Source organism: Candidatus Margulisiibacteriota bacterium, assembly GCA_031268855.1.
In the GTDB taxonomy this organism is placed as follows: domain Bacteria; phylum Margulisbacteria; class Termititenacia; order Termititenacales; family Termititenacaceae; genus Termititenax.
Window position 1 is genome coordinate 1 of the sequence record JAIRWS010000013.1, and the last position, 4,778, is coordinate 4,778.

At 50.7% G+C, this 4,778-nt stretch carries 5 protein-coding genes; 2 read left to right on the top strand and 3 right to left on the bottom strand.

All coding sequences use genetic code 11. The features are described 5' to 3' along the window. A partial coding sequence (locus LBJ25_00885; GenBank protein ID MDR1452519.1) for a hypothetical protein occupies positions 1 to 608 on the bottom strand: 608 nt, incomplete at its 3' end. Between the two features lie 250 nt (positions 609 to 858). Between LBJ25_00885 and LBJ25_00890 the strand changes: the two genes are divergently transcribed. Both LBJ25_00890 and LBJ25_00895 read left to right on the top strand, forming a co-directional pair. Next, complete coding sequence (locus LBJ25_00890; GenBank protein ID MDR1452520.1) at positions 859 to 1,737, top strand: Bro-N domain-containing protein; 879 nt, start codon at positions 859 to 861, stop codon at positions 1,735 to 1,737. Positions 1,738 to 1,790: 53 nt separating this feature from the next. Next, entirely contained in the window at positions 1,791 to 2,471 is a 681-nt protein-coding gene (locus LBJ25_00895; protein MDR1452521.1) for a transglycosylase SLT domain-containing protein, read from the top strand. A 20-nt stretch (positions 2,472 to 2,491) separates the two neighbouring features. Here the strand turns inward: LBJ25_00895 and mutL are convergent, their stop codons facing one another. After that, entirely contained in the window at positions 2,492 to 4,246 is a 1,755-nt protein-coding gene (gene mutL, locus LBJ25_00900) for a DNA mismatch repair endonuclease MutL (GenBank protein ID MDR1452522.1), read from the bottom strand. A 35-nt stretch (positions 4,247 to 4,281) separates the two neighbouring features. After that, positions 4,282 to 4,581 carry a helix-turn-helix domain-containing protein gene (locus LBJ25_00905; GenBank protein ID MDR1452523.1) on the bottom strand — a complete coding sequence of 100 codons (300 nt, stop codon included), beginning with the start codon at positions 4,579 to 4,581 and terminating at the stop codon, positions 4,282 to 4,284. Positions 4,582 to 4,778: the final 197 nt, after the last annotated feature.

Genomic DNA, 4,778 nt, shown 5'->3' on the forward strand with positions numbered 1-4,778 from the left:
ACCGCCACAGAGTTAATTTCTAGCTGCGAAAAAAACCAAAAGCCAAATTGGGCAGCTTCAAAACAATAACCAGCTTTGCGGCGGACAAATTCCGGCAGCTGATAATAACCGGTGCGGGACGGATCGCCGGTCAAACCATTGACCCGCAGGCTTTCCATAACTCGTTGAAACATTCTTTCCGCCTCGTCAGCCGAGACATTTTTTTCCTGCCAGCCTGCGCCCAGTATTCTACTGACCGCATTCATGACCGTACCCTGCTCGTCATCCAGCCAGACCAGCTGTATGCCGCTGCGGCGTATTTCGGCGGCCAGATCATTTTCGACGGCATTGGTCTCCGTGGTGAAAATATCTTTGAAACGGATATTTAAATAATAATGATTAACTATTTCATTTTCTTCCAGTTTATTGTTGTGCGCGCCCTGAGTGATGCCATTGGCAAAAAAACCGATATCGGCGTTGCCGTATTTTGCGGTAAATTGCTCATAGCCTTCGCCGGCGTCTTTGTCGATAACGCCATTACCGTTGCGGTCATTGAGGCCGAGATTGGACAAGAAAGCTGATTGCGCCAGCGGTGAAAATGAATTTAATTGCGAACTGATTGGCGGCATGACATTTCCCCTTTTCAGTAAATATATCGTATTTAAAATACCATAAATTCACTAAAACGCAATGATATTTTCTGGTGAGTATGCGGGCACGAGAGATGGTATCCCCCTTGTCTGGACAATAAATTTACCAGCGTATTTTCAGATCGACACAGCTCTTGCATGTTACCCTCAAGTAATATAGTATGTTATATAAGTGAGCGGGGCTATCCTCCGATTGGGGGCGGCGTTGCTACTGCACGAGGTGAGCATAATGCCAAAGAAAAGAAAAACAAGACAACCTTTTGAAAATAATAAAATCCGCGCGGCCTGGAACGAGGAAGAAAGAGAATGGTATTTTTCAGTTGTCGATATCATTAAAGCTACGCTAGGCGATCCTAATCCATGCAATTATTGGAATGAAATATTAAAACCCAGGCTGAGGCAGGAAAAGTGTTCTGTGGTTGAGAATTGCAACCAGCTGAAAACCCAGGCGGAGGACGGCAAATTTTATAAAACTGATGTGGCCAGCACCGAGCAGCTTTTGCGAATGATACAGTCCGTTCCCTCGCCTAAAGCCGAGCCGTTCAAGCTTTGGCTGGCTATGGTCGGCGCGGAGCGCATGAAAGAAGCCATCGCTCTGGAGCTGACTATAAGCCGCGCGCTGACGACGTACTTAAAAGAAGGCCATAACGGCGAGTTGATCATCAAGAAAGTGCAGAAAATGCAAAAGGATCAAGAACTACCGCTTGAACGCCAGGCCAAAGACCAAAAGCCAGGTTTAAAGTATGCCCTTTTGTCGAACGAGATAGCTAGAGCTTGCTTGTCTGCCGAAGAACATAAAAAATGCAAAAGTTTGAGAAAAGATAACCAGAGCGGCAACATGAAAACTCTGGATAAATTGTTAAGCAAGTTGTCGGAAACCACAATGACCACATTATCCAGGAGGCTCACTTATAATAATGTCCTGCAGATACTGAACAGAGATGCCAACATTAACAGCGGCGCTGATGAAAGACCGGAAGAGATCGGCGGTGAGAAATCGCCTATTACACACGAAGGTGTTGTGGATTTCACCAAAGTTTTGGGCGCGATCATTGACAGCGTAGACGAGGATAAAAAAAATAAAAAAAGCCAAAAAGCCAGACGCTAAATTTTCCGGCGTTCGACTTGTCTTACCCCTGAATTTTGTGCTTTAATTGGACTATGGATGGGGCTTCCGTAGTAGCGGCGCTGATTGTCGTTTGTTTTTTTGTCACAATGGACTTTCGGCTGTTTCAGCCGAAAAACCCTATGCGTGACACGACGATTTTCACTAGCCCGGCAACCAGTGCGTTGCCGGCGCAATCCGCGCCAACTCCTCAGGCCGCTCAGCCGGCTGTTTCGCCGCCCGACGCGCAGGCTGTGCCGGATTATTCCGCTTTTACTTATCAATTTGTGGGATATGACCGCATGGACGCGCTGATCCGCAAGTACAATGCTGATCTCTCTCAGCTGGAAGTGGATAAGATCAAGATGTCGATCAATTTATACAGCCGCGAAAAAAATATTGATCCGCGTTTGACGCTGGCGTTAATGGCGCGCGAGTCGCGTTTTGATCCTTTGGCCGTGTCGTCCAGCGGCGCGGTGGGGCTGGGGCAGATCATGCCGATGAATTACGAGGAATTGGGCATTTCCAATCCCAACGACATTGACCAAAATGTGCGCGGCACTATTTATTATTTTCGCCAAAAGCTTGACGAGTGGTCTGGCAATTCGCGGCAGCTGGAATTAGGCCTGGCTTCGTACCTGCGCGGCAGCGGTGATATTCGCCGCACCAATGAACAGCTTGACGCGCACGCCCAGTCTTACGTCGACGAGATTTTGCGTATCCGCGCGTCAGTATAATTATTCTTTCATTCTTTAGATTATCTTTTAAATCGGCGGGCGAGTTCGTCGCGTCCCAGATACGTAATCGTAGGCCGGCCGTGCGGGCAGGTCTGATAATTTGGCAGCGCCATTAGGTCAGAGATAAGTTTTTGCATTTCCAGCATGGTCAGCAGATCACCGTCTTTGACCGCGGCTTTGCAGGCCATGGTGTAAAGCAAATAGTCTTCGCGCTCCGGCAGGCTGCGTCCGCCAGCGGCCTCGCTCAGATCTTCCAGCGTTCCGCGGAAAAACTGCTCGACAGGATTTTTAAGCTCGACCAGCGGTATGGCGCGCAGCAGTATCGTGCCGTCGAGATCCTGCCATTCAAAGCCAAATTGCCGCAAAGTTTCGGCGTTCTCCAGCAGAACTTTGTTTAAATTCTGTCCCAGCTCGATGCTTTGCGGGACAAGCAAAAGCTGTTTGTCGCGCCGCCGTTCAGCGGTTTTCAGGCGCTCATAGATCACCCGTTCGTGCGCGGCGTGCTGATCGATGAGCAGCAGGTCTTCGCCGTCGAGCGCGATGATAAACAGGCGGTTGGCCTGGCCGAGTATGCGCAGAGAATGTGAATTGCTGGTCGGAAAAACTGCCGCGGCAGGCCGTAATGACATTGTATACGCATTGTCATATTCGGGTATATTAGCGGCGTTTGCCGGTCGGGAATACTGCAAATTTAATTCCGGCGCGTTTGTGTATTGCTCTGCGGGCACAGCGCTTTCGGCGCGCTCAACGCCGCCGCCTGTTAAGCTCGAGTGATACGCCTGACGCACCGCCGCGCGCACCGCTTCAAAAACCTTGTTGCTCTCCGCAAAACGCACCTCGCGTTTAGCGGGATGCACATTGACGTCGACCTGCTCATAGGCGATCTTGATAAATAAAACCGCGTAAGGATATTTGCCGCCGTACACGAGATCAGACACGGCCGCGTCCACGGCTTTGTTCAGCAGAGGCGAAACAATATAGCGGTTGTTCACAAAAAAAGCCTGTCCGCTGCGTGAGCCGGTGACTACAGCCGGATCAGACACGTAGCCGCTGACCGCGAAATCCTCCAGCGTCAGGTCTACCTGACGCAGGCTTTTGGCCGCGCGCGAGCCGTAAACCGCGCCGATCGCGTTGCGCAAAGCTCCGTCAGAGCCGCCGAGCTGACCGCCCTGCGTGACCAGCGCGGTTTCGCCGTCGCTGATAAAAGTATACGCCACGTCCGCGCGCGACAGCATCAGCTTGCCCAGATAATCACGGATATGACTTTTTTCTGTCCCCGCGCTTTTTAAAAATTTCAGTCTGGCCGGCACGCTGGCAAAAAGATCTTCCACCAGCACGGTCGTGCCTTCCGGCGCGGAAACTTTTTCGAGGCGGTCGACAGCGCTGCCCTGCAGATGCAGACAGCAGGCATGCGGCTGCGCGCTGCCTTGCGGCTTGGAAATAATCTGCGTATTGGACACCGAGGCGATGGACGGCAGCGCTTCGCCGCGGAAACCCATAGTCGTGATGCGGAACAGATCTTCCGGCGTTTTGAGCTTGCTGGTGGCGTGCCGCACCACGCATTTGGCCAGATCCGCCTCGTCCATGCCGGCGCCGTTGTCGCTGACCTTGATGAGCCGCTTGCCGCCGTCGGCGATCTCGATCGTGACGCGCGTGGCTCCGGCGTCGAGCGCGTTCTCCACCAGCTCCTTGACCACCGACACCGGCCGCTCAATAACTTCTCCGGCGGCGATCTGATTGATGAGATTTTGGTCAAGGAGCTCGATACGGGACATGCCAGAATTTTAGCATATCCGCCAGTGGAGCAGGCTTACAGTTCTTTGATCTGCGCGGTCAGCCGCCGGAGCGTCTGGAGGACGTTTTTTTTCTTTTGCGGCGTATTATCGTTAGTAATATGGCCATCGGGCAAAAGTGATAGCGGCTTGACATTGAGAGCCTGAGCGATTTGATAAAGAACCTTGATGGTCAGATTGCATTGTCCGTGCTCTATTTTGGAAAGATAAAAATAACTAATGCCGGCGGTAAAAGCGGCTTCTTCCATAGAAAGTTTTTTGGACTGTCTAATAGATCGTATCGTTTGGCCAATATGAGATATCAATTGATCTGTCATAAATCTCCTTAATTATTTTTGTGTATTTCGGGGGTTGACAGTATCAAGTAATTAGCATAATATATAGTTTATGAAATATATTTGAGGGGGTATTTTTATGACTATAGCGACAGGCCAGCCAATGCTGGCGAGTGACATTCTCAATCTGACCTTTTTCCCGAAAGGCACGATACTGACTTTTAGCTCCACAGCGTGGG

Excerpts from the sequence above, each read along its gene's own strand:
- LBJ25_00890 (MDR1452520.1), top strand. The coding sequence starts at position 859 with ATGCCAAAGAAAAGAAAAACAAGACAACCTTTTGAAAATAATAAAATC.
- LBJ25_00895 (MDR1452521.1), top strand. The coding sequence starts at position 1,791 with ATGGATGGGGCTTCCGTAGTAGCGGCGCTGATTGTCGTTTGTTTTTTT.
- mutL (MDR1452522.1), bottom strand. The coding sequence starts at position 4,246 with ATGTCCCGTATCGAGCTCCTTGACCAAAATCTCATCAATCAGATCGCC.
- LBJ25_00905 (MDR1452523.1), bottom strand. The coding sequence starts at position 4,581 with ATGACAGATCAATTGATATCTCATATTGGCCAAACGATACGATCTATT.